27 protein-coding genes and 1 tRNA gene are annotated in these 25,347 nt (G+C 69.0%); 16 read left to right on the forward strand and 12 right to left on the reverse strand.

The features are described 5' to 3' along the window. Positions 1-11 precede the first annotated feature (11 nt). The gene (locus JOE59_RS01030) at positions 12-1,055 is read right to left on the reverse strand and encodes a pirin family protein (protein ID WP_204458574.1); all 1,044 of its coding nucleotides are present in this window, start codon (positions 1,053-1,055) and stop codon (positions 12-14) included. A 59-nt stretch (positions 1,056-1,114) separates the two neighbouring features. On the opposite strand from JOE59_RS01030, the gene JOE59_RS01035 reads away from it, so the two are divergent. Beyond that, positions 1,115-1,597, forward strand: coding sequence for a hypothetical protein (locus JOE59_RS01035; RefSeq protein WP_204458575.1), 483 nt, complete (start codon positions 1,115-1,117; stop codon positions 1,595-1,597). Here JOE59_RS01035 and JOE59_RS01040 read toward each other — a convergent pair. Then, positions 1,590-1,838 (reverse strand): helix-turn-helix domain-containing protein, encoded by a 249-nt coding sequence (locus JOE59_RS01040; RefSeq protein ID WP_204458576.1) that lies wholly within the window; start codon positions 1,836-1,838, stop codon positions 1,590-1,592. The genes JOE59_RS01035 and JOE59_RS01040 overlap by 8 nt on opposite strands. After that, the gene (locus JOE59_RS01045) at positions 1,838-2,455 is read right to left on the reverse strand and encodes a hypothetical protein (RefSeq protein ID WP_204458577.1); all 618 of its coding nucleotides are present in this window, start codon (positions 2,453-2,455) and stop codon (positions 1,838-1,840) included. The genes JOE59_RS01040 and JOE59_RS01045 overlap by 1 nt, the downstream gene beginning before the upstream one ends. 626 nt (positions 2,456-3,081) lie before the next feature. On the opposite strand from JOE59_RS01045, the gene JOE59_RS01050 reads away from it, so the two are divergent. The 5 genes from JOE59_RS01050 (at position 3,082) to JOE59_RS01070 (ending at position 13,111) form a co-directional block, all read left to right on the forward strand. After that, positions 3,082-8,241, forward strand: coding sequence for a prealbumin-like fold domain-containing protein (locus tag JOE59_RS01050; RefSeq protein WP_204458578.1), 5,160 nt, complete (start codon positions 3,082-3,084; stop codon positions 8,239-8,241). 196 nt (positions 8,242-8,437) lie between these two features. After that, the gene (locus JOE59_RS01055; protein WP_204458579.1) at positions 8,438-10,966 is read left to right on the forward strand and encodes an ATP-dependent Clp protease ATP-binding subunit; all 2,529 of its coding nucleotides are present in this window, start codon (positions 8,438-8,440) and stop codon (positions 10,964-10,966) included. Positions 10,967-11,160: 194 nt separating this feature from the next. After that, positions 11,161-11,664, forward strand: coding sequence for an amino-acid N-acetyltransferase (locus JOE59_RS01060; RefSeq protein ID WP_204458580.1), 504 nt, complete (start codon positions 11,161-11,163; stop codon positions 11,662-11,664). Positions 11,665-11,798: 134 nt separating this feature from the next. Then, positions 11,799-12,425 (forward strand): hypothetical protein, encoded by a 627-nt coding sequence (locus JOE59_RS01065; protein ID WP_204458581.1) that lies wholly within the window; start codon positions 11,799-11,801, stop codon positions 12,423-12,425. Between the two features lie 275 nt (positions 12,426-12,700). Then, positions 12,701-13,111 carry a dehydrogenase gene (locus tag JOE59_RS01070; RefSeq protein WP_204458582.1) on the forward strand — a complete coding sequence of 137 codons (411 nt, stop codon included), beginning with the start codon at positions 12,701-12,703 and terminating at the stop codon, positions 13,109-13,111. A 27-nt stretch (positions 13,112-13,138) separates the two neighbouring features. On the opposite strand, the gene JOE59_RS01075 is transcribed toward JOE59_RS01070, so the two are convergent. After that, on the reverse strand, positions 13,139-13,603 hold the full coding sequence (locus JOE59_RS01075) for a DUF3237 domain-containing protein (protein WP_307836897.1): 465 nt from the start codon (positions 13,601-13,603) through the stop codon (positions 13,139-13,141). A 153-nt stretch (positions 13,604-13,756) separates the two neighbouring features. On the opposite strand from JOE59_RS01075, the gene JOE59_RS18605 reads away from it, so the two are divergent. Both JOE59_RS18605 and JOE59_RS01085 read left to right on the forward strand, forming a co-directional pair. Continuing rightward, complete coding sequence (locus tag JOE59_RS18605) at positions 13,757-14,209, forward strand: hypothetical protein (protein WP_239560046.1); 453 nt, start codon at positions 13,757-13,759, stop codon at positions 14,207-14,209. Next, positions 14,161-14,586 (forward strand): heavy metal-responsive transcriptional regulator, encoded by a 426-nt coding sequence (locus JOE59_RS01085; protein ID WP_204458585.1) that lies wholly within the window; start codon positions 14,161-14,163, stop codon positions 14,584-14,586. Before JOE59_RS18605 ends, JOE59_RS01085 begins: the two co-directional genes overlap by 49 nt. Positions 14,587-14,635: 49 nt before the next feature. On the opposite strand, the gene radA is transcribed toward JOE59_RS01085, so the two are convergent. Further along, entirely contained in the window at positions 14,636-16,000 is a 1,365-nt protein-coding gene (radA, locus tag JOE59_RS01090) for a DNA repair protein RadA (RefSeq protein ID WP_204458586.1), read from the reverse strand. Between the two features lie 100 nt (positions 16,001-16,100). Between radA and JOE59_RS01095 the strand changes: the two genes are divergently transcribed. Next, the gene (locus JOE59_RS01095; RefSeq protein WP_204458587.1) at positions 16,101-17,315 is read left to right on the forward strand and encodes a flavin-containing monooxygenase; all 1,215 of its coding nucleotides are present in this window, start codon (positions 16,101-16,103) and stop codon (positions 17,313-17,315) included. Here JOE59_RS01095 and JOE59_RS01100 read toward each other — a convergent pair. Beyond that, entirely contained in the window at positions 17,293-18,114 is an 822-nt protein-coding gene (locus JOE59_RS01100; RefSeq protein WP_307836898.1) for an SGNH/GDSL hydrolase family protein, read from the reverse strand. The two genes, JOE59_RS01095 and JOE59_RS01100, sit on opposite strands and share 23 nt — an antisense overlap. A gap of 109 nt (positions 18,115-18,223) precedes the next feature. Here JOE59_RS01100 and JOE59_RS01105 point away from each other — a divergent pair. From JOE59_RS01105 to JOE59_RS01115, 3 genes are all read left to right on the forward strand, one after another. Continuing rightward, positions 18,224-18,313 (forward strand) — tRNA-Ser (locus JOE59_RS01105). A gap of 101 nt (positions 18,314-18,414) precedes the next feature. After that, positions 18,415-18,603 carry a hypothetical protein gene (locus tag JOE59_RS01110; RefSeq protein WP_204458588.1) on the forward strand — a complete coding sequence of 63 codons (189 nt, stop codon included), beginning with the start codon at positions 18,415-18,417 and terminating at the stop codon, positions 18,601-18,603. Positions 18,604-18,741: 138 nt separating this feature from the next. After that, a complete protein-coding gene (locus JOE59_RS01115) occupies positions 18,742-19,194 on the forward strand; it encodes a hypothetical protein (RefSeq protein WP_204458589.1) in 453 nt (150 codons plus the stop codon). Positions 19,195-19,284: 90 nt separating this feature from the next. On the opposite strand, the gene JOE59_RS01120 is transcribed toward JOE59_RS01115, so the two are convergent. The 6 genes from JOE59_RS01120 to JOE59_RS01145 form a co-directional block, all read right to left on the reverse strand. Continuing rightward, positions 19,285-19,791 (reverse strand): hypothetical protein, encoded by a 507-nt coding sequence (locus tag JOE59_RS01120; RefSeq protein ID WP_204458590.1) that lies wholly within the window; start codon positions 19,789-19,791, stop codon positions 19,285-19,287. A gap of 106 nt (positions 19,792-19,897) precedes the next feature. Next, the gene (locus tag JOE59_RS01125; RefSeq protein ID WP_204458591.1) at positions 19,898-20,368 is read right to left on the reverse strand and encodes a nuclear transport factor 2 family protein; all 471 of its coding nucleotides are present in this window, start codon (positions 20,366-20,368) and stop codon (positions 19,898-19,900) included. A 151-nt stretch (positions 20,369-20,519) separates the two neighbouring features. Beyond that, the gene (locus tag JOE59_RS01130) at positions 20,520-20,888 is read right to left on the reverse strand and encodes a DMT family transporter (protein WP_204458592.1); all 369 of its coding nucleotides are present in this window, start codon (positions 20,886-20,888) and stop codon (positions 20,520-20,522) included. A 1-nt stretch (position 20,889) separates the two neighbouring features. Continuing rightward, the gene (locus JOE59_RS01135) at positions 20,890-21,210 is read right to left on the reverse strand and encodes a DMT family transporter (RefSeq protein ID WP_204458593.1); all 321 of its coding nucleotides are present in this window, start codon (positions 21,208-21,210) and stop codon (positions 20,890-20,892) included. A 319-nt stretch (positions 21,211-21,529) separates the two neighbouring features. Further along, the gene (locus tag JOE59_RS01140; RefSeq protein WP_204458594.1) at positions 21,530-21,874 is read right to left on the reverse strand and encodes a three-helix bundle dimerization domain-containing protein; all 345 of its coding nucleotides are present in this window, start codon (positions 21,872-21,874) and stop codon (positions 21,530-21,532) included. 64 nt (positions 21,875-21,938) lie between these two features. Then, positions 21,939-22,994, reverse strand: coding sequence for a DNA polymerase IV (locus JOE59_RS01145; protein ID WP_307837121.1), 1,056 nt, complete (start codon positions 22,992-22,994; stop codon positions 21,939-21,941). A gap of 103 nt (positions 22,995-23,097) precedes the next feature. Here JOE59_RS01145 and JOE59_RS01150 point away from each other — a divergent pair, with 103 nt between their 5' ends. From JOE59_RS01150 to JOE59_RS01165, 4 genes are all read left to right on the forward strand, one after another. Further along, positions 23,098-23,646, forward strand: a complete 549-nt coding sequence (locus tag JOE59_RS01150) for a GNAT family N-acetyltransferase (RefSeq protein ID WP_307836899.1) — start codon at positions 23,098-23,100, stop codon at positions 23,644-23,646. A gap of 90 nt (positions 23,647-23,736) precedes the next feature. Continuing rightward, positions 23,737-24,030: a DUF6412 domain-containing protein gene (locus tag JOE59_RS01155; protein ID WP_204458596.1), complete on the forward strand. Its 294-nt coding sequence runs from the start codon at positions 23,737-23,739 to the stop codon at positions 24,028-24,030. A 122-nt stretch (positions 24,031-24,152) separates the two neighbouring features. Next, the gene (locus JOE59_RS01160; RefSeq protein WP_204458597.1) at positions 24,153-24,959 is read left to right on the forward strand and encodes a YidC/Oxa1 family membrane protein insertase; all 807 of its coding nucleotides are present in this window, start codon (positions 24,153-24,155) and stop codon (positions 24,957-24,959) included. A gap of 107 nt (positions 24,960-25,066) precedes the next feature. Next, positions 25,067-25,342: a GlsB/YeaQ/YmgE family stress response membrane protein gene (locus tag JOE59_RS01165; RefSeq protein WP_204458598.1), complete on the forward strand. Its 276-nt coding sequence runs from the start codon at positions 25,067-25,069 to the stop codon at positions 25,340-25,342. Positions 25,343-25,347: the final 5 nt, after the last annotated feature.

A 25,347-nucleotide genomic window follows, 5' to 3' on the forward strand; every position in this document is an offset into this window, starting at 1 on the left:
TGTCTGACGTGCTACTTGCGGGGCTTCAGGCGCACGGTCGGCAGCTCGGGCGCCGGCAGCGCTGCGCCATCGTATCCCTCGACGGTGCCGAAGCGCCCGTCGGGGTTGTCGCGGCCGATGACGTCGGCCTGCCACTGCCGGCGGAACTCGACGATCTCGTCGTGGTCGCGGCCGATGAAGTTCCACCACATGACGAGTTCTTCGCCGAACGGCACGCCGCCGAGCAGGATCACCCGCACCGGCTGCGCCTCGGCCGAGAGGCGGATGCTGCTGCGCCCGGCCTCGAGGTAGGCGAGCTCGCTCCACGCGGCCGTGGTCGACACGGTGCCGTTCGACGCGTGGTCGTTCGCGGTGACGCTGGGCGGGGCATCCGAGGCACTGATCTCGACCGGGCCGGCATCGACGAGCACGCCGTGCTCGAACGCGGGGTCGAGCTCGAGTTCGACCGTGCCGAAGGGCGGCAGGTCGATCTGCGCGCCGAGCAGGGGTGAGAAGACGGTGACGGATGCGTCGGGCGCCGCGCCGCCCGCCAGCGATCCGACGAACACCCGCACCGTCGCGTCGCCGATGCCGACCGGAAGCGTCTCGGCGTGCTCGAAGAACGGGCCGACGTGGCGGGAGGCGTCGGGCAGCGCCACCCAGAGCTGCACGCCGTGCAACCGGGTCGTCCCGGGGGTCGAGACCTCGGAGTGCGAGATGCCGCGACCCGCCGTCATGAGGTTGACCGCGCCGGGTCGCACCATGGCGTGGCTGCCGGCGGAGTCTCGATGCTCGATCTCGCCCTCGAAGAGCCAGCTGACCGTCTGGAGCCCGGTGTGCGGGTGCGGCGGCACGACCATGCCGGCCGTCAGCTGCACCTCGTCGGGACCGTAGTGGTCCGCGAAGCACCAGGCGCCGATGGTCGTGCGCCCGCGCTGGGGGAGGGTGCGCCGCACGTTCATCGCCCGCGGGCCGCCGAGCGGCACGTCGCGCGCCGACAGCACCTGCACTGCGGGCCCGGCGGGCTCTTCGGCGGGGCAGAGCAGCTCGACCGGATCACGTTCGAGATTGCTCATGCGCGAAATTCTACGCCGGGTCGCGCCCATGGGATGGGGGCGACCATTAGCATGACGGTATGGCTCCCTCGATGCGTCTCCGTCGTGCTGGTCTCCTCGCCCTGGCGGTCTCGTCGGTGTTCCTGTTGTCTGGGTGCAACCCGCCGAGCACGGCCGCCGAAGACTTCCCCGGAGTGCCGACCGAGGCCGACGCCGACGTGGTCGACGTCGACTCGGGCACCGATCCGGCCGGCGACGAAGAAGAGATGCCGTCGTCCGAAGACGGCCCGGTGGTCGTGTGGTGGGCCGATGGCGGCCAGCTCGCGCTCACCATCTCGGGCAGCTCGACCTGCCCGGTGGTGGGCGAGCAGATCCGCGTGCTCGAGCCGGCCGGTGAGGGCAACCGCGTCGCGATCGACCTCGTCGAGCAGCCCGCAGACCAGGTCTGCACGATGGACTTCGTGCCGCACACGACCTTGTTCTGGACGCCGACGACCATCACGACGACAGAGCCGCTCGTCGTCGAGGTCGCCGAGACCGAGGTCACGGTTCCGGTCAAGTAGCGTCGGGCCGAGTGCGCCGGAGCACGAGCAGTTCTCCGATCTCGCAGTCGAGCACCTCGCAGACCGCCTGCAGCGTCGAGAAGCGGATGGCGCGGGCACGGTCGTTCTTCAGCACGCTGAGGTTCACGACGCTCACGCCGACCAGTTCGGCCAGCCGCGCGAGCGTCATGCCACGGACGGCGAGCAGTTCGTCGAGCCTGCAGTGCACATCGGATGCCTCGTCGGGTTCGGCCGGTGCCATCAGACGAGCCCCTCGGTGTCGCGGCGCAGCCGGTCGCCGATGGTGAAGACGGTGGCGGCCATGGCTGCGACGAACGCGAGGAAGAAGAGGGGCATCAGGTCGACCGACATCACGACGTTGTCGAAGTCGCCCTCGCTGAGGCGGGTGAAGGCTCCGTTGGCGGCCATGTTGCCGAAGAACGGCACCGCGGCGAACCCGATGGTCCCGGTGATTCCGGCCACGGCCACCAGTGCGGTGTTGCGACCGCTGAAGACCTGATTCCGCATGACTCCCCAGCAGAGCAGCAGGAGGCAGACGACGACGATCCCGATCGTGGCTGCGGCGATCACCTGCTGGATGATGAGCGCTGCCCATGATGCGCCGGGCAGCGAGGGAACGGTCAGTACGGCCTGGTCGAGTGCGACCTGCACCGGGGAGCCGTCTGGCCCGATCGGCGCATCGGCCGGCGTTCCGGCGAATTCGGCCAGCACGCTGACATCCGTGTTCGGCGCGATCTCGATGATGCGCAGCACGGCTGCCGCGATTCCCCAGACGGCGATGATCGCCCCTGCGGCCATGAACAGCCAGAGACCCACCGCATCGGCGCGGGTGATCGATGGTGCTGTGCTCGTCTGCATTCTCAGTTCCTAACGTTTATCGATACTAACGATAAACGATACGGTACGGCGTTCGCGCGGTGTCGTCAACGGTCGATCGTGATGCGCACACCGAGGACAGCGCCCCACGGGGCATCCTGCTCTGTCGCGCTCTTCTGAACGGCGCCCCTCTCCAGCGGGCGCGCGGCACGGCGATGACGTCGTCACCCAGGCGGGGCGCTCGAACACATCACGATTCGGTAACGGCAGTCAGTCGGAGCTTGCATCTGCAAGGTCGGCCACGTCGGCTTCGCGCGAGTTCGAGAAGCGCCGGTTCGCGCACTTCCGCGTGCTTCCGGGTAGAAGCGGCCGGATCAGGGTGTTCGAGGTGCCGTCGATGGGTGGGGCGCCTGGGCGAGGGGCCGGTTGTCCCCCGTTTTGGGCCATGTCCGTGATGAAACCTCAGGACTATCGTGCGTGCTATGTGCCGCTGACGTGGCTCTCCCGAACTGCAGCCCGAACTGCAGGCCCGAAGTGCAAACCCGAAGTGCAGTCCCGAACTGCACGCCCGAAGTGCGTTCCCGAACCGCGACCCGAAATCGCAGGCCCGAACTGCTACCCGAATTGCAGACCCCAACTGCTTACCCGACCAGTAAGGAACCCGAGCCTTGTTCTCACGCAAGAGCGTCGTCGCCGTTGCCATTTCCGCCCTGTTGACCGCGCTGCTCAGCCCGGTCCTCCTCGTCTCACCTGCCACAGCCGCACCAGACTGCGACCTGGGCGGGTTCGAGATCGACGGTGACAAACCAGTCAACTGTCCACCTGGGGTGCTCGACTGGGACAACGTGGATTTCGACAGCACCACGCAGGGTGGCACGTACAGTGCTTCTTCGAAGGATGTCGACGACCCGTCGACGTGGAGTTCGGCGGGAAGCACGCCTGACAAGGCCGACTTCAAGGCCGTGTACTCGTACGCGCAGGTCGGCGCTGACGGGCACTACTACCTCTACGTGGCGTGGGAGCGCACCGGTGAGAGCGGCACCGGCAAGTATGCGATCGACCTCTCCTTCGCCGGCGTCAACGTCGCGGACGACGGGGCGCCGCAGCCCCTCCATGATGAAGGCGGCATCGTCGCCTACATCAACATGAACGGCGGCGACGACCCGGTGCTGGGTCAGCTCTGCCCCTACGACGACCAGGCCGACTACCCCGACAACGTGAACACGGATCCGGGTGACTGCACGACCGACACGACCGGGTTCGCGAGCGCCGTCGGCATCATCGACATCGACGGCGAGCAGGGCAGCTTCTTCGAGGTCGGCCTCGACCTCACCGAGCTCGCCGATGTCGCCCCGGGCTGCCCGCCGGTCACCGACCTCGCCACGGTGTACATGCGTTCGATCACCGGTGGCAACGCCGCCGGCAACCTCAAGGGCTATGTCGACCCCCTCACCGTGACGCCGCCGTCCACCTGTGGTGCGCTCGAGGTGACCAAGGAATCCCTCAACGACCTCGCCACCGACGACCCCACGGTGTTCGAGTACGCGGTCGACAGCGCGGACTACGCCACCACCGGCGATCTCCTCATCGACGAGACCGACAGCTACACCGAGGTCGACCCCGGCACGGACTTCACCCTCACCGAGACGATCCCCGACGGCGCCCCGTGGACGCAGTACTCGATCATCTGCACCGTCGGCGACGGCGACCCGATCGTGCTCGACGACCCGACCGACACCTTCGCGGTCGAGACGGCCACGACCACCTCGTGCGTGATCACCAACGCCACCTCGTACCTCGACGTGTCGAAGATCACGAACCCGGCCGGAGCCGAGGGCGACTTCGCCTTCACGGTCAACGGCGACCCGATCGACTCGCTGAGCGACGGTGAGACCTCACCCGCGATGCAGTTCGCGCCCGGGACCGAGGTCACGATCGCCGAGACCCCGAACGCGCAGTGGACCCTCGCCGACATCGTCTGCACCGTCGACGGCCAGGAGGTCGTGCCGACGGCCGAGGACCTCGCGCTGGGCACCACCACGATCGCAACGGTCGCGGGCGAGACGGTGAACTGCACCTACACGAATGCGACCTCGTTCGTCACCGTGACGAAGCAGACGCTGCCCGACGGCTCTGCTGTGGAGTTCCCCTTCGAGACCACCGGTCAGGACGACTACACGCTCACCGACGGGGCGAGCGAGACCTTCCAGTACGCGCCGGGCACCGAGGTCGAGATCGCGGAGACGCTCGCCGCCGACTGGGACCTCGTCGACATCACCTGCTCGACCGCTGGTGAAGAAGTCGACACCTCCGTCACCGTGACGACGGTCGCGGGCCAGACCACCGAGTGCACCTTCACGAACCGGCAGGACGGCCGGATCATCGTGCACAAGTCGGTGGTCGGCGAAGACGACGCCACCTTCACCTACCACGGCAGCTGGCTGACGCCCGATGACGAATTCACGATCACGACCGAGAACGGCACCGGATCGCACGATCCCTTCGAGAACGTCACGCCCGGCGAGTACACCCTCACCGAGGACGACCTCGAGGGATACGACACCACGATGCTGGTCTGCGTGGACAGTGACGACAGCGGCGTACTGACGACGGTCGACGACCTCGAAGCCACGATCCAGCTCGATCCGGGCGAGACCGTCGAGTGCACGTTCACGAACACGCAACGGGCGAAGCTGCTCGTCGACAAGGAGACCCTGCCCGACGAGTACGACCAGGACTTCGACTTCGTGTTCAGCAACGGAGTGTTCCAGACTCCGTTCACGCTGAACGACGCCACCGACGACGAGGCCAACCCGTGGACGTCGGGATTCATCGTCGCCGGCACGTACACGGTGACCGAGACCCTGGTGGATCACTGGAGCCTCACGAGCATCGACTGCGGTGAGCGGAACGGAGCGACGACGACCATCGAGCTCGCTCCCGGCCAGGTCGTGAGCTGCGTGTTCCAGAACATCGCACACACGGGCGAGGTGTCGCTGACCAAGTCGGTCACCGGCGTCGATCCCTCCTACCAGTGGAGCTTCGACTTCGCACTGATCGAGGAGCCCGACGGCGAGCCCGACGTGCAAACGGTCGACAACTCGGCGCTTCCGGACAGTGCCACGGCAACGTGGTCCGACCTGGTGGTCGGTTCGACCTACACGCTCATCGAGCAGGACGTGCCCGACGGCTGGGACGTCGGCGAGATCGTCTGCAACAACGGCGAACTCGAAGACGCGTCGGATGACCCGGGCTTCCAGTTTGAGGTGACACCCGGCCTGGTTCTCGACTGCACCGTCGTGAACACGGCCTCGCCCGCCGACGTCGATGTGACCAAGACGGTCAGCAACGTCGTCGACGGCTTCGACTGGGAGTTCGACTTCACGATCGACCCGGTCCCCGCGGAGCAGGACGCGACTCAGACCGCGTCCGGCACCGGTGAAGGCTCCGACACCGTGAGCTGGAACCAACTCGTTCCGGGAACGCACTACACCGTGACCGAGGAGGTCATCGAAGGGTGGGAGCAGGGCGCGATCAGCTGCTCGGCCGATGACCAGGCTCTCGTCGACCTCAACGGCGACGACCCGGGCTTCGAGTTCGTGGCCGAAGTCGGCGTCTCGATCGACTGCGAGGTCACGAACCGCGCCGAGCCGGGCGAGGTCTCGCTGACGAAGGCGGTCGAGGGCGTCGATCCCGCGTACGAGTGGAGCTTCGACTTCGCACTGATCGAGGAGCCCGACGGCACGCCCGACGTGCAGTCGGTCGACAACTCGGCCCTTCCCGACAGCGCCACCGTCACGTGGTCCGACTTGGAGGTCGGTTCGACCTACACGCTGATCGAGCAGGACGTGCCGGATGGCTGGACCATCGGCGAGATCGTCTGCAACGCAGGCGAACTCGAAGACGCGTCGGATGACCCGGGCTTCCAGTTCGAGGTCACTCCGGGCCTCGTGGTCGAGTGCATGGTGACGAACATCGCGGAGCCTGGCGACGTCACGGTGACGAAGACGACGAGCGGGGTCTCTGACGACTTCGACTGGGCCTTCGACTTCACGATCGACCCGGTGCCCACCGAGCAGGACGCCACCCAGACCGCAGAAGGCACCGGCCCCGGTGACGACTCGGTCAGCTGGAGCGACCTCGTTCCCGGGGCGCACTACACGATCACCGAAGAGGTCGTCGACGGCTGGGAGCAGGGCGACATCACCTGTTCGGTCGGTGATTCCGCAGTCGAGGACCTCAACGGCGACGAGCCGGGCTTCGAGTTCATCGCCGGTGTCGGCGTCTCGATCACGTGCGCAGTCACGAACCGCGCGGTGCCCGTGGACATCGACGTCACGAAGTCGGCGGTCGGCGGTGACGGCACCTTCGAGTTCGCGCTGCAGCCGCTCGACGAGAACGGCGAGCCGGTCGGCGATGCGATGACGGCGTCCGTCGACACGGAGGAGGGAACCGGCGTCGCGACGTTCGAGAACCTGCTTCCGGGTTCGCGCTTCTCGCTCAGCGAGGTCGACCCGGGTGGAGACTGGATCGCGGGCGACCTGAGCTGCACCGTGACCCACGCCGACGACAGCGAGGAGGCGCTCGATGCGAGCGACTTCACGATCCAGCCGGGCGACTCGATCTCGTGCGAGATCACGAACGAGAAGAAGGGCACGATCATCATCCACAAGGTCGTCGAGGGCCTCGATGACGCGATCTTCGATTACACGGGCACCTGGCTGCCCGAGCCGTCGGAGTTCGCGATCGAGACCGAAGACGGCATGGGCACCGCGACCTTCGAGCAGATCGCCGGTGGCGAGTACACCGTCACCGAGCTGCCGATCGAGGGCTACGACACCACGAACCTCGTGTGCGTCGACCCCGATCAGGGAACGCTTGCCGATGAGGCGAACCTCTTCGCGACGATCGACCTCGACCCGGGTGAGACGGTCGAGTGCACGTTCACGAACACGCAGCGAGTGAAGGTGCTGGTCGACAAGGAGACCCTGCCCGACGAGTTCGATCAGGACTTCGAATTCCTCTTCGCCGGAGGCGAGGCGGGCGTGGAGTTCACGCTCAACGACGCCGCCGATGACGAATCCCAGCCCTGGGACTCGGGCTGGCTGCCGGCCGGTCAGTTCACCGTCGAAGAGGCGGCGCTCGAAGGATGGGCGCTGACCGACATCGACTGCGGTGAGGCGGACCTGTCCGAGCTGCGGACGGTCGTCGCACTCGATCCCGGAATGGTGGTCACCTGCACGTTCACCAACGCCAAGCGCGGCCCCGTCGTGCTCGACAAGGTGGTGCAGGACGACAGCGTCGTCGACCACGGCGACGGGACCTGGTCGATCCAGTACCTGCTGACGGCGACGAGCAGCTCGCAGATCGAAGAGCTCTACGACCTCTCCGACGAGCTGCAGTTCGGTGGCAACATCACGGTGCTCACCTCCGACGTCGTCTCGCTCGACGGAGTCACGGTGAACGACGGCTGGAACGGACTCGATGACCTGGTCGTCGCGACCGATGTCGCGATCCCGGCGCTCGGCACGCACGAATACCTCGTGACGGTCACGGTGCGGGTCGGCTCGTCGATCACCGCGTCCCAGGCCGACTGCACGCTCGGATCGGGCGACAGTGGCACCGGCCTGCTGAACACCGCGGAGCTGACCAGCTGGAGCGGCACCGATGACGCCGAGGCCTGCGCCCCGGTGAAGGTGCCGCCGGCCCCGCCGATGCCGGTCACCGGCGTCACGCTCGGCGCGCTCTGGGCAGGTCTGCTGCTCGCTGGAGCGGGCGGCGTGCTGATGGTGATGCGCCGCCGTCGTCAGGATCAGCTGGGCGCGTAGGACGCTGCACGGAGAGGGCCGTCGGTCGAATCGACGGCCCTCTCCGCATGCCCGCGGGCCGGCGCGGCGGGTCCGTTCGTCGTGGATCCGCACGTCACAACGATGCGCCCACGGCGAACAGCGCCCCACGGGGCATCCGCCTTGTTTACGCTCGTTGTATCGGCGCCCCTACCCAGCGGGGTCGTGAGGAGTAGAGATGTTCGAGAGATTCACCGACCGAGCCCGTCGTGTCGTCGTCCTGGCCCAAGAAGAGGCCAAGATGCTCAACCACAACTACATCGGCACCGAGCACATCCTGCTCGGCCTCATCCACGAGGGTGAGGGCGTCGCCGCCAAGGCGCTCGAGTCGCTCGGCATCTCGCTCGACGCCGTGCGCGAGCAGGTGCAGGACATCATCGGGCAAGGCCAGCAGCAGCCCACCGGGCACATCCCGTTCACGCCGCGCGCCAAGAAGGTGCTCGAGCTCTCGCTCCGCGAGGCGCTGCAGCTCGGCCACAACTACATCGGCACCGAGCACATCCTGCTCGGGCTCATCCGCGAGGGCGAGGGCGTCGCCGCCCAGGTGCTGGTCAAGCTGGGCGCCGACCTCAACCGCGTGCGCCAGCAGGTCATCCAGCTGCTCTCGGGCTACCAGGGCAAGGAGCAGGTGCAGGTCGGGGCCAACGAGCAGACCACCCCGCAGGGCGGCTCGCAGATCCTCGACCAGTTCGGCCGCAACCTCACGCAGGCCGCTCGCGAGTCGAAGCTCGACCCCGTGATCGGGCGCGAGAAGGAGATCGAGCGGGTCATGCAGATCCTCTCGCGTCGCTCGAAGAACAACCCCGTGCTCATCGGCGAGCCCGGCGTCGGCAAGACCGCCGTCGTCGAGGGCCTCGCGCAGGCCATCGTCAAGGGCGAGGTGCCCGAGACGCTCAAAGACAAGCAGCTCTACTCGCTCGACCTCGGCTCGCTCATCGCCGGCTCCCGCTACCGTGGTGACTTCGAAGAGCGCCTGAAGAAGGTCACGAAGGAGATCCGCACGCGCGGCGACATCATCGTCTTCATCGACGAGATCCACACGCTCGTGGGTGCGGGTGCCGCCGAGGGCGCAATAGACGCCGCCTCGATCCTGAAGCCGCTCCTCGCGCGCGGCGAGCTGCAGACCATCGGCGCCACCACGCTCGACGAGTACCGCAAGCACTTCGAGAAGGACGCCGCGCTCGAGCGCCGCTTCCAGCCGATCCAGGTCGCCGAGCCGTCGCTGCCCCACGCGATCAACATCCTCAAGGGGCTGCGCGACCGCTACGAGGCCCACCACAAGGTCTCGATCACCGACGGCGCCATCGTGGCGGCGGCGAACCTCGCCGACCGCTACATCTCCGACCGGTTCCTCCCCGACAAGGCGATCGACCTGATCGACGAGGCCGGCGCACGCCTGCGTCTCTCGATCCTCTCGAGCCCGCCCGAGCTGCGCGAGTTCGACGAGAAGATCGCCGTCGTGCGCGCCGCGAAGGAGACCGCGATCGAGGAGCAGGACTTCGAGAAGGCCGCGTCGCTCCGCGACGAGGAGAAGAACCTCCTCGGCGAGCGTCTGCGTCTCGAGAAGCAGTGGAAGTCGGGCGACGTCAAGACCACCGCGGTCGTCGACGAGGGCCTGATCGCCGAGGTGCTCGCGCAGGCCACCGGCATCCCCGTCTTCAAGCTCACCGAAGAGGAGTCGTCGCGACTCGTCTTCATGGAGAAGGCGCTGCACGAGCGCGTCATCGGTCAGGAAGAGGCCATCTCGGCCCTCGCCAAGACCATCCGCCGCACCCGCGCCGGCCTCAAGGACCCGAAGCGCCCCTCGGGCTCGTTCATCTTCGCCGGCCCCACGGGCGTCGGCAAGACCGAGCTCGCCAAGGCGCTCGCCGAGTTCCTCTTCGACGACGAGGCGGCGATGATCTCGCTCGACATGTCGGAGTACGGCGAGAAGCACACGGTCTCGCGCCTGTTCGGCGCCCCTCCCGGCTTCGTCGGCTTCGAAGAGGGCGGCCAGCTCACCGAGAAGGTGCGCCGCAAGCCGTTCAGCGTCGTGCTGTTCGACGAGATCGAGAAGGCGCACCCCGACATCTTCAACTCGCTTCTCCAGATCCTGGAAGAAGGCCGGTTGACCGATGGCCAGGGCCGCGTGGTCGACTTCAAGAACACGGTCATCATCATGACGACCAACCTCGGCACGAAGGACATCTCGGGCGGCCCCGTCGGCTTCCAGCTCGAGGGCGACTCGCGCACCGGCTACGACCTCATGAGCGGCAAGGTGAAGGAGGAGCTGAAGAAGCACTTCAAGCCCGAGTTCCTGAACCGCGTCGACGAGATCATCGTCTTCCCGCAGCTCTCCAAGCCCGAGCTGCTGCAGATCGTCGACCTGTTCATCAAGCGGCTCAGCGAGCGCATGCTCGACCGCGACATGACGATCGAGCTGACGCAGTCGGCCAAGGAGCGGCTCATCGAGGTCGGGTTCGATCCGTCGCTCGGTGCGCGCCCGCTGCGCCGCGCGGTGCAGCACGAGGTCGAAGACCGCCTCTCCGAGAAGATCCTGCACGGCGAGCTCAACTCGGGCGACCACGTGCACGTCGACTTCAAGGACGGCGAGTTCATCTTCACCACGACGCAGCGGGAGCTGCCCGTCGCGGTCGGCGTCAACACCGCCGCCGCGATCGGCACCGGCCCGGCGACGCCCGACCTGGCGGCTGCGTCGGGCGAGTAGCCGACACGATTCGAAGGGGGCTGATGCTGCGGCATCCGCCCCCTTCGTCGTTCCCGCTGTCGCGCGGGAATACGATGTCAGGATGACTGAGTTCCACGTGCCAGCGATCCCGCTGTCGCGCGGGAATACGATGTCAGGATGACTGAGTTCCACGTGCCAGCGATCCCGCTGTCGCGCGGGAATACGATGTCAGGATGACTGAGTTCCACGTGCGCCGGGCGCGCACGAGCGATGTGCCGAAGATCATCGAGCTGGTGGAGCCACTCGTCCAGCGACGCATCCTGCTCGGCAAGGAGCGCGTCGACCTCTACGGCGCCGTGCAGGAGTTCCGCGTGGCGGAGACCGACGGCGGCCGCCTGGTGGGCGCCGGCGCGCTGCACGTCATGTGGGAGGACCTCGGCGAGGTGCGCACGCTCGCCGTCGACGACGCGTGGCTCGGCCATGGGGTCGGCCATGCGCTGCTCGCGACACTCGAGGAGGAGGCCCGCGAGCTCGGCCTCACCCGGCTCTTCTGCCTGACCTTCGAGACCGGGTTCTTCGGACGCCACGGCTTCGTCGACATGGGCTCCGAGACCGTCGACCCCTCGGTCTACGCCGAGCTCGTGCGCTCGAACGACGAGGGCGTCGCCGAGTTCCTCGACCTCGCTCGCGTGAAGCAGAACACGCTCGGCAATACGCGCATGCTGAAGCAGCTCTGACGGTAGGGCTTGCCGCGATCGCGCGAGTCGGGCGGCTCACAGGTGCTGAGACATCGCTGAGACGTCGCTGAGACGAGAAACGGCACGCCGAGCGGATGCCGAGGGCACGCGCATCCCGGCCGTACCCTGTGTGCATGTCGACGAACACACCGACCGGGCGGCAGTCGCCGCAGGTGTACCGTCGTCGCCGCATCGTCGTGCTGATCGGCCTGCTCGCGGTGATCATCGCGATCGTCCTCGTCATCGTGCGGCCGGGTGCGAGCCAGGGCGAGGAGCCCGTCGCCTCGCCGAGCGCCGAGCCGTCGACGGCTCCTGAGACGACCTCGATCCCGACGGAACCGACCGCGGCCGACGGCGACCCGTGCGCCCCCGAGAAGGTGCTGGTCGAGGCGGTCACCGACAAGTCCTCCTACGAGCCGGGGGAGCAGCCGCAGTTGTCGGTCACGATCACCAACATCGGCAAGAACGTCTGCGTGCTGAACGCCGGCACGAAGGCGCAGGTCTTCACCGTCACGAGCGGATCCGAGCAGTACTGGACCTCCACCGACTGCCAGGTCGAGGCCATCGATGCCGAGGTCTCGTTGACGCCCGGAACGCCGGTCAGCTCGAGCGTGCCGATCATCTGGGATCGCACCTACTCGACGCCCGACACCTGCAGCGGCGCCCGCGAGACGGTGCCGGCGGGCGGTGCGTCGTATCACCTCTCGGTGACGGTCGACGGGTTCGAGTCGGCCGAGCAGAAGCAGTTCCTGCTCTACTGAGTGTGGGGGAGAATCGGCGCGGCGACGCGGTCGCCGTCTGCGCGCATGCGAATGCCGATCGATGGAATGCGCCGGCGCCGTGGGGTCTACGAGAACGCCGTCGTCTTCGTCGACACCTCGGACCCTCACGGTCCGGCACAGATAGCATAGGTCGCTTTTCGCAGAAGTCCACATCCGATTTCGGCGATGCCCGAAACCCCGAGAAAGGATGCCGCGGAGTGCGCCGTCGGCGGACGGAGGCGGGCCCCGAGGCATCCGCTCGGTACCCTTGAGGAATGGCAGGAAAGGCACGACGGAAGCAGGCCGCAGAGCCCGTGGAGTTCCGTTCCCAGGCGCTCGCAGAGGCGCTCGAACGGCAGGACATCGCGGCGGTCGCGCTGGCGCTGCGCCACGGCAACACCGTGGTGCCGCTCGTGAAGCCGGGGCCGCGCGACAAGCCGCTCGACGGCGGCGAGGTGTGGACCTATCGCGACCCGAAGACGGGCGACGTCGCGCTGCTGCTGTTCAGCGATGCGGCGAACAAGCCCGAGAACCTGCCGCCGGCGGTGGGGCTGCAGAGCCCGGCGTGGCTGCGCACCTTCCTGAAGCGGCACGAGTCGACGATCACCACCGTGTTCCTCGACATCGCGGGGCCGCACCCGATGCAGGCGCCCCCCGCCGAGCTGCTCAAGGCGCTCGAGGCGTAGCCGGCGGCGTCGCCCCACGGCGCCTGCTCAGCGGAGCTCGAAGACCCGGATGCAGACGAATCCGGGCTCGGGCCGCGCCATGCCGATGAACTGGCGTTCGGAGAGCCACCGGTGGGCCGGGGCATCCGTCTGGAAGACCGGAGCGGTCCGGTAGTAGAGCTCCTGCTCCGTGACCTGTTCGCCGGCCGCCAGCCGCTGTTCGAGCGCGTCGGAGGCGACGTAGTAGCCGCGGTTCACGACGTCGATCACCGTGCCGTCGTCGGCCTCGAGGAGGTACCGTGCGTCGAGCTGCGTGACGTCTCCGCGCGCGACCCACCAGTCGCCCCCGCCGGGCAGCACGCGGCCGTTCAGTCGCGGGCCGCTGACGGTTCCGCCCGTGATCGGCGTGAAGCCCAGCGCTTCGGATGCCCCGTGGCCGATGCGGCGCTCGGCGTCGACCTCGACCCGGAGTTCGAAGGCGAACGCGAGACTCGGTTCGAGCGGGGCGCTCACCGGGTCGCTCCGCCGGTGCCGGCCGTGGGTTCGGTGTGGTCGTTCATTCCGCTCCTTCGCGTCGTCTGCAACGTTCAACGGTATCGGCCGGGTGCAGGCGCGACCTGTCGACCGCTTGACCCTGCACCGTGGTTCACGGTCGACACTGGCGGCATGACCGCAACTGCAACCGCCACCGCCGCACCGCGCCCCGTTTCCGATGACGCGTACCAGCGTGTGAGGTGGGGGCGCGCCGGGGCCGTCTACGACCTCATCGTGACCGTCGGGTTCGCCACGCCATTCACCGCGCCTCTCCTCCTCGCACTGACCCGATCCCTGCATGATGCGCTGCACCTTCCCGGTGCGCAGCTGCCCGAGCTCGACCCCACCGCACTCATGTTCACGAGCATGTTCGGCACCGCGGTGACCATGTGGGCGATCGCCAGGATCCTGCGTCCCGAGGCGCGATTCATCGCGATCGACACAGTCGGGCGCGCGGTGTTCTCGTTCTGGATGATCTGGGCGCTGTTGAATGGGCAGAGTGCGACGATCGTCGTGTTCCTGATCGGGGAGGTGACATGGCTGATCCTGCAGCTCAGCGGACTGCTCCGCCTGCGGCGCCACTGACGACCGGCCCGCTCGCCGGCGCCTCGGGCGTCGCGGTGAGCACGCTGCGGTTCTACGAACGGCAGGGGCTGTTGTCGCCCGAAGGGCGCTCGAGTGGCGGGTACCGCCAGTACTCGCCCGACTCGGTGCGGCGGGTGCGGTTCATCCGCCGCGCCCAGGAGCTCGGGTTCACCCTGCGCGAGGTGCGAGAGGTGCTGGCGCTCTCCGACGAGCCCGAGCGCATCGTGCTCGACGACGTCGCGGAACAGGTCGCCGACAAGCTCGCCGAACTCGACCAGCGGATCGCGGACCTGCAGGGCGTGCGTGCGGCGCTCGCGCTGCTCGTGGAGACGGGGCCGGTGCATCCGACGTGCCCGGTGATCGACGCGATCGTCTGAGCTGCTGCCTGCCGTCTGCTGAGTGGCTGAACCGGCGTGCCGGGGTGCGTCAGAACGCGGCGTCGAGCTCTCGCTCTCGCGGACCGGTGGCGGCCATCATGGCGCGCTGCACGGCAGCATGCACGCTGCCCGCCTCGACATCGAGGATCGTCGTGTAGCCGAGGCGCTTGGCCTCGGCGCCGCGCTGCTTGGCCGCCGTGACGGGGCGCACCTCGCCGGCGAGACTGATCTCGCCGAACGCCGCGAGCTCGTGCGGCACCGCGCGGTCGCGCATGGCCGAAGCGATGGCGACGGCGATGGCGAGGTCGGCGCCGGGCTCGGCGAGCCGCACGCCGCCCACGGTGGAGACGTAGACGTCGTGCTCGCCGAGGGACTTGAGCCCCGCTCGGCGCTCGAGCACGGCGATGATCATGGCGACGCGCGACGGGTCGACCCCGTTGACGACGCGGCGCGGCTGCGGCGCCTTCGTCGCCACCACGAGCGCCTGCACCTCGACCGGCAGCGCCCGCCGCCCCTCGAGTGCCACGGTGACGCAGGTGCCGCTCACGGCGCTGCGGCCGCTCGAGAGGAAGAGGCCCGAGGGGTCGGGCACCTCGGCGATGCCCTCGCCCGTCATCTCGAAGCAGCCGACCTCGTCGGTGGGGCCGAACCGGTTCTTGAGCGCGCGCACGAAGCGAAGGGAGGTCTGCCGGTCGCCCTCGAACTGGCAGACGACGTCGACGAGGTGCTCGAGCAGGCGGGGGCCGGCGATCGAGCCGTCTTTCGTGACGTGGCCGACGAGCAGCACGGGCAGCTGCCGCTCCTTCGCGACGCGGATGAGGGTCGACGCGACCTCGCGCACCTGGCTCGGTTGCCCGGGCAGGCCGTCGGAGAGCGACGAGGAGACGGTCTGCACCGAGTCGACGATGAGGAGGGCGGGGGAGACGGCGTCGACCTGACCCAGGATGGTCGCGAGGTCGGTCTCTGCGGCGAGGTAGAGCTCGTCGTGCAGCGCGCCGGTGCGCCCGGCACGGAGGCGCACTTGGGCCACCGATTCCTCGGCGGTGACGTAGAGCACGCGGCGCCCGGTGCCGGCGACGCGGGCGGCCACCTCGAGGAGGAGCGTGGACTTGCCCACCCCGGGCTCGCCCGAGAGCAGGATCGCGGCGCCCGCGACGATTCCGCCGCCGAGCACACGGTCGAACTCCCCGATGCCGCTCGGCCGGTGCGCCGCGTCTTCGGTCTGCACGTCGACGATCGATCGCGCCGTGCGCGCCTCGCCGAGCTGCACGGCCTGCACGGCGCGCACGATGCCGGTGGCCTCGGCCACGTCGACGACGGTGCCCCACTGCTGGCATTCGCCGCAGCGGCCGGCCCACTTGAGGGTGCTCCAACCGCACTCGGAGCAACGGAACGTGGAGGTGGAGCGGGCCATGCCCCGAGACTAGCCGCGGCCGCCGACAGCGGGCGTTCGGCGCGGCGGCCCGGGGTCGAAGGTCTGGCCGACGTCACTGCTCCGGCGTAGCCTGTGCCGCATGCGGGCGGACGTCGACGTGCTCGTCATCGGAGCCGGGCAGGCCGGCCTCGCGGTCAGCCATGGGCTCTCGGCCTCGGGTGTCGATCACGTCGTGCTCGAGCGCGATCGTGCCGGCGCGGCGTGGGACGCGCGCTGGGACAGCTTCCGCCTCGTGACGCCGAATCACACGATCCGCCTGCCGGGCGGCGAGTACCGGGGAGACGACCCCGCCGGCTACCTCGATCGCGACGGGATCGGCGCGCACCTGCGCGACTACGCGAGCTCCTTCGCCGCGCCGATCCAGGAGCGGACCGGCGTCGAGTCCCTTCGGAGCGCGGGCGTGGGCGACGGCTTCGTCGCCGAGACGTCGGCGGGCGGCATCCGGGCGCATCGCGTCGTCGTCTGCACCGGCGCCTATCAGCGCGAGCACCGGCCCGGGTTCATCGAGGAGATCGGCCGCGAGGTGCCCGTCGTCGCGGCCACGGAGTACCGGGCGCCGCACACGCTGCCGGATGGCACCGTGCTCGTCATCGGCGGAGGCCAGTCGGGCTGCCAGATCGTGCACGAGCTCGTGCACGCAGGGCGTCGGGTCGTGCTCGCCGCGAGCCGGGCCCCGGCGATGCCGCGGCGCGTCGACGGGCGCGACATCATCGACTGGCTGGGCGAGCTCGGCTTCTTCGACGACACGCTCGCGGACATGCCGTCGCCGGCGGTGCGGAACGCCTCGAATCCGCTCATCTCCGGTGCGCACGGCGGGCACGAGGTCGGCCTCCGTACGCTCGCCGCGGACGGCGTCGAACTGATCGGCCACGTCACCGGCGTCGACGGGGCGCGGGTGCGAGTCGCCGACGACCTCGCCGAGTCGGTCGCCTTCGGCGACGACGTGTTCCGCGAGGTCTGCTCGGGGATCGGGCGCCTGTGCTGGTCGCAAGGTCTGCCCGTGCCCGATCTGCCTGAGCCGCCGTCGACCGGTCTCGCCGCCGCCACCGTGCCGCTCCTCGACGAGCTCGGCGCGGTCGTCAACGCCGTGGGCTTCCGCCCCGACTACGGCTGGATCGACATGCAGGGGATCGTCGACGACATGGGCTTCCCGCTGCAAGAGGACGGGGCGAGCGCCCGCATGCCCGGCCTCTCGTTCGTCGGGGTGCCGTGGATGCGCACGCGCAGGTCGCCCCTGCTGCTCGGCGTCGGCGAGGACGCCGATGTCGTCGTCAGGCGGCTTGCCGCTCGATGATGCGCTCGAACGAGCTCAGCGACTCGCGGCGGCGTGACCGCAGCACGCCCGCGAGCGCCGGCCCGAAGGCCTCGGCCCACAGGGCGTAGCCGTGATCGTTCGGGTGGAACATGTCGCGCGCGAACTGCGTCAGGATGCCGCGCAGGCCCTGGCGCCGAGTGGCCTCGTGCAGCGGCGCCACGACGAGTCCGTGCTCGCGGGCGGCGGCGCGCAGCATCCGGTTCGCCTCGGCGACCTTGCGCTCGTTCTGGGGGAAGTGGAAGCACGGCAGATCGGCGACGACGGCGTGCAGCGGCAGTTCGGCGAAGATCGAGCGGATGTTCCCGTCGAACCGCTCGGGGTTCCAGTCGGCGATGTCGTTCGCGCCGATCGAGACGGTGACGACATCGGGCCGAAGGGCACGGATGTCGCGGAAGCGCGGCAGCTGATCGCGCACCGCGAGTGCCGTAGTCGCGCCGGAGACGCTGAGGTTCACGACGCGGACGCTCTGCCCTGTGGACTCGCGCAGCTCGTCGGCGATCTGGCCGACGTAGCTGCGGTCGGGCCGGGAGGCCCCGATGCCCTGGGCGGCGCTGTCGCCGATCGCGACGTAGAGCAGCTCGCCGTCGGCCTTCGCGTGGTCGCGCCACCACTTCGAGTGGATGGGCAGCGTGTCGTTCAGGGTCGACCGGTTCTCGCGCACCCGCTCCCGGAACGGGCGCACGCCGAACGTGCCGAGCACGGTCGCCGCGGCGAGCCGGGCGCCGGCCGTGAGGCTCTGGCGCGGGGCGTCGGCACGGGAGATGGGGGAGACGGTCACGAGCAGAACGTATTCCTGCACGCTTCACGTGAGCTGCATGCCGGCTGAGCGTCGGCTGAGGCATCCGCTCGTTTTGGTGGTTGCGGCCTCGTCGTCTACGATTGTCCTCGGTACCGTGTCCGAGCGGCCGAAGGTGCAACTCTCGAAAAGTTGTGTGGGTGAAAGCCCACCGTGGGTTCAAATCCCACCGGTACCGCCATCAGAAAGCCCCCAGCTCTTCGGAGCCGGGGGCTTTTCTGATCTTGCGGGTTCCCGCGTGCGGTCGTGCCGGCGTGGGCCCTGTCGGCCTACCATGGGCTCATGAAGACCGTGCGCACGTGGCTCGGCGTAGTGGTGGGACTGTTCTTCGCGATCTCGGGCGTCTGGTTCCTCATCGTCGATGCGACCGACATCCGGGGGTGGGGGCTTCTCGGAGTCGCTCTCCTGTCCGGCATCGTGCTCTGGGGTTTCCGCGCAGACAAGGACCCCGACCAGTCGCGGAGGCTGTGACCCTCGACGTCGTGGGGCCGTTCCCGAGCGAGGACGGGCATTTTCCGAGTGAACCTCGCTATTTACACCGTCGTGGGGTCGTGCCACAGTCGAAGGGTGCTCCCGAGACGCGAGGGCACCACGATCGGGGATCCCATCATGCGAGGAACCAAATCGACCGCCGTGTTCGTCTTCGCGAGCGCGCTGCTCCTCTCCGGCTGCGCGGCCGGCGGTGGCACGCCCTCGACAGCGGTCGCCAGTGCGTGTGCGAGCCTGCAGGACACGCTTCGGGATGTCGCGAACGGCGCGCAGAACGCCCTCAACGGGGTGGGCGGCAGCGCCGACGAGATCCAGGCGACGCTCGAGGACTACGGCGCGCGCGCCGCTGAGCTCGCCGAGAAGGCCGACAACCCCGACGTGGCCGACGCGCTCGCCACCGTCGACGAGAAGCTCAGCGAGGCCGCGGCGTTCGCGGCGACCATTCCCACCGATGCCGACGGTGCGCTCGCGCCCGATCCCGATGCGCTGGCCGAGCAGCAGGCCGCGATCCAGGAAGCGGCCGACAAGGTCAAGGCCGTGTGCGTCGAGCCGACCGAGTCCGGCGGATACTGACCCGGGGCGTTGCTCGCGTGTCGGGACCGGAACCGTCGGACAGGTGGTCATCACCCGCCCGCATCCGAACTGCGTGAGAGGACGCGCTGGTCAGGCTGGCGTTCGCCACCGGCGGAGTGGCGGGAGTAGATGCATAGTGGCGAATGCGAGCACCAAGAGCGACGGCAGGAAGACTCGCGTGTCGGGTTCATAGCCGTCTGTCGAGGGCCAGTCGGCGGTTTCGGGGTAGTGGACCGGGCCTGCGTCGCCCACGAAGAACGACAGGAGGACCCCGGCCGCAGCTAGTCCGAATAGCGCGAGCGACCAAGCCGCGTGTCGAAACCACCACCGGCGCACCGATGAAGCGATCCGGAGAGGGAGGCCGACGACGAACACCAGGATGGTGAGCTGAGCGGAGTAGATCGCGAAACCGATGACCTGCAAACCCTCTGTGTACGCGCCCCCGATGACCGTCCAAGCGGCAATCGCCACGTACGTGATCAAGCCAGTGAGAAACACGTGCGCCGGCAACAGAGCCCACGCCACGGCGGCGATATTCGAGGCTCGCTGCTCAACCACGGCAGGTTCCAGAGGTTGCAGCTGATCTTGGTCAGACACAGTCGAATTGTATTGCTGCGCCTTCGTGATGCCGAGCAATGCTCGTGCCGCTCATCGGCGACCGCTTCGGTGCTGAACGGTGACGAACCCGTGGCTCTCGCAGGATTCAGACGGTCTCCACCGGCAGTTCGGCCAAGGGGATCTGCGTGCCCCCCGCGCCGTCTTGCCAGACGATGGCACTGATCCGCCAACCATCTGACGTGCGTACGAAGTGAGCTGCCTTCCTGCCCCAGCCGTCGGCAGGCAGGCCGTCGAGGGTGCCTGATTTGCTGTACAGGCTCCAACGCTGCGCGATGTCTCCGAAGATCTGCGTGTCAGCGGTGACTTCCCGCTCGGAGAATCCCAGCAGTCGCCCGCTGTTCAAGAGGGCCTCTCGCGGTTCGATGAAGCTCTCCACGTCATACCGATTGGTCGCCCCATTCGCGGCGACCGCAATGATGGTGGCGCCGGGAAGGAACAGCTGTCGAAGGTCTGTGAGATCGACCGGCTTCAGATCGAATGAGGAGAACGCGGAGAAGAAGGCGAACGCGATCGAGTCGAGCTCCATCTCATCCCGCGCCAGTTGGTGAATGGGCATTCGGCCTCCGATACTGACGTGGCATCCGCGGAGCAGCCGCCCAGCGCGCGATCAGTGAGCATATTACTCACCGCGCACCACGTCGATGCTCGATGCTCGCTCGTGAGCGTCAGGCGTCAGGCGTCAGGCGTCAGGCGTCAGGCGTCAGGCGTCAGGCGTCTGGCATCGGCAGCGCACCCGCAGCCTCGGCCTCGCGCTCCTCACGTGAATGCACGAGCTTCAGCCCGATCACGCATCCGATGATGCCGGCGAGGAAGATCACCTTCAGCACGCTCGCCGACTCGCCGCCGAAGGTGATGGCGTAGGTCACGGTGAGCGCGGCGCCGAGGCCGGTCCATACCGCGTAGGCGGTGCCGATCGGGATGCCTCGCATGGCGTAGGCGAGGCCCGCCATGCTGCCGACGAGAGCGACGAAGAACACGATCGTCGGAACGAGTTCGGAGAACCCGTCGGAGTAGCCGAGTGCGGTCGCCCAGACGGCCTCGAGCACGGCGCTCACGATCAGGACGGGCCAGTACATGTCAGGCCTCCCCGACGATCTTCAGCCCGATGACGCACCCGATGATGCCGAGCAGGAGGAGCACCTTCACGACGCTCGCGCGCTCCCCGCCGAAGATCATCGCGTAGGCGACCGTGAGTACGGCGCCGATGCCGACCCAGACGGCGTAGGCGGTGCCGACCGGGATGGTGGTCATCGCGAAGGCGAGCCCGGCCATGCTGAGCACGAGCGCGACGACGAAGAGCGCGGTCGGCCAGGGGCGCCGGAAGTTCTTCGACGCGCCGAGCGCCGTCGCCCACACGGCTTCCAGCACGCCCGAGGCGATGAGGATCACCCAGTCCATCGTGGTCCTTCCCCCGGAGCCTCGCGAAGCGCACCCACGGCGCCGTGCCCGCGAGCCTAGACCTTCCGGTCGGCTGCGCAAAGCACCGACGACGGGCTTCGACGAGGGCGCGCCGCGGCGGCGGCGATTGGGGGCTCGGCAGTGCCGCCGCGACGCGCGGAACCGCAGGGGGAACGGCTCGGAAGCAGTCTGGCTTCCGTCATGGCCGGCGGCAACGAATCGAGGCGGATGTCCCGTGTGCACTCGCTCTCATGACGCGGTATGACGCGACCCGGAGGAAACCCTCCGGGACCAGCCGGTCACGCCCGCCGTGCCGGGCTCAGCTCGGCCCGCCGCCGAGGTCGCCGAAGAGGAATCCCGATTCGCGCTCGCGCGCGCGGCGTTCGATCTCCATCGGGTCGAGTTCGACCACGTCGTCGCCCGCGACCCCGTCGGCGAGCGCCGCATCGGTGAGCACCGGCGCGGCCTTCGCCTCCTGCTTCAGGCGCTGCTTCGCGGTGCGCTCGACGAGCACGGGCACGAAGTCGCGCACGGGGTTGCCCTCGAGTTCGACGTGAGCCGCCTCGACGACGGCGGCGATGTGGTCGCGGGGCAGGTCGGGGAACCGGCCGACGAGCCGGTCGATCACCTCGCCGACGGCGCGTGCTTCCTCCGTGTGGTCCATATCGCAAGTCTCATCGCCAGTGGTCGGCACAGCAAGACCCAGATGCGGGTCGGATGGCGCGGGCTCACCACCCGCCGCGGGTCGGCGTGTGCCCGTCGCGCGCGTCATCGGGCATCGGCATCTCGGCCCGCAGCCCGAGCAGGCGGATCGGTCGGTCTGGCTCGATGCGCCCGACGAGCTCGAGCACGCGTCCGATCACCACCGCACGCTCGTCTGTCGATGGGATCTTCTTCGTGAACACCCTGGTGATGAACGGCGCGTAGCGCACCTTGAGCGTCAGCCCGATCACCGGCCGGCCCTCGGCGGCGACGTCGTCGAGCACGTGCTCGGCCAACTCGCGCACGGCGTCCTCGATCTGCGACGGCTCGGTGAGGTCCTGCTGGTACGTCGTCTCGCGGCTGTGTCCGCGAGCGACCCAGGGCGTGTCGTCGACGATGTCGGAGCCCTCGCCCCGCCCGAGCTCGGCGTACCAGGGACCCATGCGCGGCCCGAACTCGGCGGCCAGGGCGTCGGGAACGGCTGCGGCCAACTCGGCGACCGTCGTGATGCCGAGCCCGGCCAGCCGGCGCGAGATCTTCGTGCCGACACCCCAGAGTTCGATCGTCGGCCGATCACCCATCACTTCGAGCCAGTTCGCTGCGGTGAGCCGGAACACCCCGCGCGGCTTGCCGAACCCTGTCGCGACCTTGGCCCGCACGAGCGTGTCGCCGATGCCCACGCTGCAGTGCAGCCGGGTGCGGTCGAGCACGGCCTGCTGGATCCGCCGGGCGTACGCCTCGGGGTCTGCGGTCTCGACGCCGACGAACGCCTCGTCCCAGCCGAGCACCTGCACGATCGCGCCCGGCTGCACGCGCAGCGTCGCCATCACTGCAGCGGATGCCTCGGCGTACGCCGCAGCGTCCACCGGCAGGATCACGGCATCGGGCGCCTTCCGGGCGGCGATCCGCAGCGGCATCCCCGAACCGACGCCGAACTCGCGCGCCTCGTACGAGGCGGTCGAGACGACGGCCCGTTCGCTCGGGTCGCCGCGGCCGCCGACGATGACGGGCCTGCCCGCGAGTTCGGGGCGCCGCAGCACCTCGACGGCAGCGACGAACTGGTCGAGGTCGACGTGCAGCACCCATGACGTGCGGGTCACCCCACCAGTCTGCACCGCCCGACCCGGTGTTAGCGTGGTTGACCGGCCCGGCGGCATCCGTCGCCGGCGATGGAGGAAAGCGAGCGTGCGCGTGCAGCCACCGGTCGAACTCGGCGACGGCCTCGTGTTCCGTGAGCTCGCGCCCGGCGACGGCCCCGCGCTCGCCGCGGCGTACTCGCGCAACCGTGAGCATCTCGCACCCTGGGAGCCCGCGCGCTCCGAGGCGTTCTTCGACGTCGCGACGCACATCCGCGATGTCGAGGCGACGATCCTGCGGTTCGAGGCGGGCCTCGCGGTGCCGTTCGTCATCGTCGACGGCGACGAGATCGTGGGCCGCATGAACCTCTCCGACATCGTTCGCGGTGCCTTCCAGAACGCCCACCTCGGCTACTGGATCGACGCTCGCTACAACGGCCGCGGTCTCGCGACGATGGCGGTCGGCCTCGCCGTGCACGCGGCTCGCGGCATCGGCCTGCACCGGGTGCAGGCGGGCACGCTCGTGCACAATGCCGCGTCGCAGGCGGTGCTCGCGCACAACGGCTTCGAGCGGTTCGGCCTCGCCCGTCGCTACCTGCGCATCGCGGGGGAGTGGCAGGACCACGTGCTCTTCGAGCGGTTGCTCGACGAGCAGTGACGTGCCGGTGTTAGCGTTGAGCCACGCGGGCGCCGCGGACGCGACCGCGCCCCGCGCAACCCGGGACGCACGAACGCAGAGAGGAGCGACATGATCGAACTCCTCGTCGCGCTCTTCCGCGTCGCGCAGGCGTCGCTCGAGATCGCCCTCGCCTCGAACGCGCAGATGTCGGTCGTGCTCGTGGGCGTCGTCGGCGCCGCCGCGCTCGCCGTGGTCGTCGTCGCCTGCCAGTCGCTGCCCGCGATCGTCGCAGCCGACGCGAGCGGCGCCGCCACCCGGTTCCGCCAGACGGCCGACCCGTGGCGGCTCCTCGCGCAGAGCGACCCCGACGCACCCGGGCGTGCGCGCCCCCGGGCACCGACACGCGGCCCCGCGGCCGCGTAGCGACACGCCACCGACCCGCGCACCGCCCGTACGGGCAGCGCGCACCGCCCACTCGGGCGTGCCCTCGGCGATTCCTCGCGGCCAGACGGATCCAGTCATCCCTCTCGACCGCAAGGAACCCCATGGACCTCTACGCCTTCCCGCCCATCGCGGGCCTCCTCGACGGCGCCCACGCCGTGCTCATGGCCCTCGCCGCCCTGCTCGAACCCGTCATCGGCATCGCGAGCGCCGCGGCGGCCGTCGTGCTCGTCACCCTGCTCGTGCGCGCCGCACTCATTCCCGTCGGCATCTCGCAGGCCAAGGCCGAGCAGACTCGCTCACGCCTCGCGCCGAAGCTCGCCGCCCTGCAGAAGCAGCACAAGGCGAACCCCGAACGGCTGCAGCGCGAGACCATGAAGCTCTACGGCGACGAGGGCACGACGCCCTTCGCCGGCTGCCTGCCGATGCTCGTGCAGGCGCCGATCGTCGGCGTGATCTACGCGCTCTTCATCCTGCCCACGATCGCCGGCCACCCGAACGCGCTGCTCGAGCAGGCCTTCTTCGGCGTGCCGCTCGGCTCCAGCCTCGCGGGCCAGATCGCCACGGGCACGCTGACCCCGGCCGCGCTCGTGGTCTTCGGCGTCGTGATCGCGGGCATCGCCGTCGTCGGCGAACTCACCCGTCGCGTCTTCCAGCCGAAGCCGCCCGCCGTCGCCACGAGCCGAGCGGATGCCTCGGCGCCGAACGATGCCGCCGCGGCATCCGCTGCCCTGCTCGCCGGGCCGGGTATGGCCCGCGCCCTCGGCGCTCTGCAGTTCATCACCGCCGTGATCGCGGTCTTCGTACCGCTCGCCGCGGCGCTCTACCTGTTCGTCACGGTCGCCTGGACGCTCGTGCAGCGCACGCTGCTGCGCCGTCGCTACCCGCTCTTCGAGGTGAGAACGGCCTGATCGGCGCAGGATCGGCGCGATATCGCATCGGCGCCACGCGGGGCAAGGGGCTTGCACCGGCCCTAGCGCGGTGGTTTCGTATGAGGTATCGAACGAAGGAGCACACCATGAGTTTCCTCGCGTTTCTGATCCTCGGCCTCATCGCCGGCGCGATCGCCAAGCTGATCCTGCCGGGCAACCAGGGCGGAGGATGGTTCGTCACCCTGCTGCTCGGCGTCGTCGGGGCCCTCCTCGGCGGCTGGATCGGCAGTGCCATCTTCGGCATCGGCATGGACCAGTTCTGGGATCTCGGCACGTGGCTCCTCGCCATCGCCGGGTCGATCATCGTGCTGCTCATCTGGGGGCTCATCACCCGGGGCCGCAACAAGAGCACGGCCGCGTAGCTCGA

It is taken from the genome of Agromyces cerinus (assembly GCF_016907835.1).
Lineage (GTDB): Bacteria > Actinomycetota > Actinomycetes > Actinomycetales > Microbacteriaceae > Agromyces > Agromyces nitratus.